This window comes from Psychrobacter sp. 5A.1 (assembly GCF_030407455.1).
Lineage (GTDB): Bacteria > Pseudomonadota > Gammaproteobacteria > Pseudomonadales > Moraxellaceae > Psychrobacter.
Genome location: NZ_JASDDJ010000115.1, coordinates 1 through 2,814 on the forward strand (window position 1 = coordinate 1; position 2,814 = coordinate 2,814).

At 37.5% G+C, this 2,814-nt stretch carries 2 protein-coding genes and 2 pseudogenes; all 4 read left to right on the forward strand.

Features of this window, described 5'->3' with window-relative positions; all coding sequences use genetic code 11:
• Positions 1-98: 98 nt before the first annotated feature.
• A complete protein-coding gene (locus QL982_RS14240) occupies positions 99-245 on the forward strand; it encodes a DUF2256 domain-containing protein (RefSeq protein ID WP_290166024.1) in 147 nt (48 codons plus the stop codon).
• A 97-nt stretch (positions 246-342) separates the two neighbouring features.
• Entirely contained in the window at positions 343-2,157 is a 1,815-nt protein-coding gene (locus QL982_RS14245) for a WG repeat-containing protein (RefSeq protein WP_290190428.1), read from the forward strand.
• 56 nt (positions 2,158-2,213) lie between these two features.
• A pseudogene (locus QL982_RS14250) lies at positions 2,214-2,342 on the forward strand (DUF2256 domain-containing protein).
• 177 nt (positions 2,343-2,519) lie between these two features.
• Positions 2,520-2,732: pseudogene (locus tag QL982_RS14255) on the forward strand (DUF898 family protein); the annotation flags it as partial.
• Positions 2,733-2,814: the final 82 nt, after the last annotated feature.

A 2,814-nucleotide genomic window follows, 5' to 3' on the forward strand; every position in this document is an offset into this window, starting at 1 on the left:
CTGCACTATTTTCCTCGTTTGACGGCAATTTATCTCATTTTTATCACCATTTTTAAAATGAGGACACGCCCTAGATATACCGCACAAGGGGGCAGGTGATGGCACATAAAAAGGTAAATCTACCGCAAAAAACCTGCCCCGTCTGCCAGCGCTCGTTTACGTGGCGTAAGAAATGGGAGAAGGATTGGGAGCAGGTGATTTATTGTTCTGAGCGGTGTCGGCGGGGGAAGGATAAATCAGATTGAGTCAACAGTGTATTGTTAATACATTGTATAACCTCGATTATTTCAATTTTAACCAATGAATGAACGCTACTAAAAATTGTAACGGAACATAAAAACTATGTCGCTCTCTTTTACTCACTTTTCTTTTTTTAATCAAGTTGTCAAAATCTGTCTTGCTATCGCGCTATTAATAAGCCTGTCTCAAGCTCATGCCAAATTTGGTTGTGAGTTAAACCAGGGATATGAGCTACCCGAAGATATTGGCTTTAACTGGCTATGCTCGTTTAGTAATGAGCTTGCTCCTGCGCAGCAGATCTCAACAGAGAAGTACGGCGCTGTCAACCGACAGGGGATTGCGGTAATACCGTTTGAATATGATTCACCAGTAGAGTTCATCCAAAGTAGAGCGCTGGTAAAAAAAGCGGATAAGTGGGTGCTAATTGACATAGCAAATCATAAAATAGCCGAATTTGATTTTCAAGAAGCATGGAATTTTACTCCAGTAGGGTTGGCACAATTTAAGCAAGATGATAAATGGGGATACATAAACACCAGTGGTGAGGTCGTTATCCAACCTCAGTTCGATAGCATAGTGTATGGCTTTGGTTATCCACTACTCAATGAAAATGTTATCGCTATCTTTGAGTTAGATGGTAAACAAGGTGCTATAAATCAGGCAGGTAAGATTATCATACCAGCGCAATTTGATGATATTCGTCGAGCAAATGATATTTTATTCGTGTCTAATGACGACAAAGTGGGTATTTATGACTATCAGGGCAATATGATACAACCCGTTGAGTTCGAATTTACAATGTTTAATGGCTTTTATTCAGATAATCGCTGGACTAACGAGAACTGGCTATCCATTACCAAAAATGGAAAAGTAGGCGCAATAGATAAAAGAGGCAATATTATAGTTCCTACTGAGTTCGATGATGTAGAAATTATCAGTGAAAATACTTTTAAAGTTTCTAAAAACGGTAAATATGGCATAAATGGTATAAATGGTATAAATGGTATAAATGGTATAAATGGTATAAATGACCTAATAACGCCGCTAAAATTTGATTATATCGCAGACTCTTTGGAAGGGCCTACCCGTGTAAAGCTTGATGGTAAATGGGGCTATTTAGATAGGTCTGATTCATTGATGATGGTTGATTACGATGAGGCTTATGATTTTTCGGAAGGGCTGGCGATGGTTGGTAATAATCAAAAGCAGCAGTTCTCTCAAAAAGATGAATCAAAATCATGGGGCTATATCAATACTATAGGTGAGGAGGTTATACCCTTATATTACGAAGACGCGAGTCCTTTTAACGAAGGAATGGCTGCTGTCAAATTAAATGGTAAATGGGGTGTAATTAACTTTCAAGAAAACCGAATTGTGCCTTTTGAGTATGATGCTATTAGTAGCTTTGAAAACGGTTATGCAATAGTAGCTAGAGTAAATACAAATCTAGCCGATAGCAGTAGCGATACTGATGAAATGATAGATGGGGTAAAAGAGTATCCATTACCTGAAGAGTGGAATGACGAGGTATACGTTGATAGTTCTACATCCAGAGATAACTCCGAAATGAAATTTGGTATCATTAACAGTCAAGGTAATATCGTACTACCAGTAGAGTATGACGATGTTACTCAAGTTTCTGAAGGTATGATAGGCGTTAAAAACGATGATAAGTGGGGGTTTGCAAACCAACAAGGCAAATTAGTATTTCCCTATCTGTTTGATCAGATATTTCCACCTTTTGAAAATGGTGTCATTCAAGTTGATTATTGCTACGATGATAATGAAAATACTATTTCGTGTGATTCTGATGAGGTCGATATTCATACGCTACATATTGATAAGCAAGGTAATATTATCAACGAGTTATTTTCTAGCTTGGGCGTAGCAGTGGAAGTAGAAGAAACGATAGATTGATTTTGTACTGATCAAACAATATTCCTTGTCTAGTGCTATATAACAAAAGGACAGTCATGGCATATAAAAAGTAAGTCTGCCCCGTCTGCCAACGCCCATTTACGTGGCGCAAGAAATGATAGAAAGACTGGGAGCAGGTGATTTATTGTTCTGAGCGGTGTCGGAAAAATAAAGATAAAAGCTAACTTGGCCCTTTTAGGTCACTATCGATTGAATCAATCACACGCCCTAAAATTTCTATTATCGTATCTTCTTGATCGACTACGGTAGTCATGCAAATCGAACCAATTTTTTATTAATGTGTCGGTAGTCGTAGGCATAACTCAATATTCACCTCAAATCTATAAGGCTCTAAGGATAGGATGAAACAAATACAATTTAGAGGTAACGGGACAGAGTATTTTAAAATATGGATTGTTAATGTTTTACTATGCATTGTCACCATAGGAATTTATTATCCTTGGGCAAAAGTACGTACGCGTCGATATTTTTATGCGAATACTGAATATGCAGATCGATACTTCGATTATCATGCCACCGGAAAACAATTATTTTTGGGCTATTTAATCGGTGTGATGACATAGTCAGTTCAAAATAAAACTGTTATGGCTAGGACAAATATCATAAAACAATTTAGATAAGTCATTTTCCATCCAG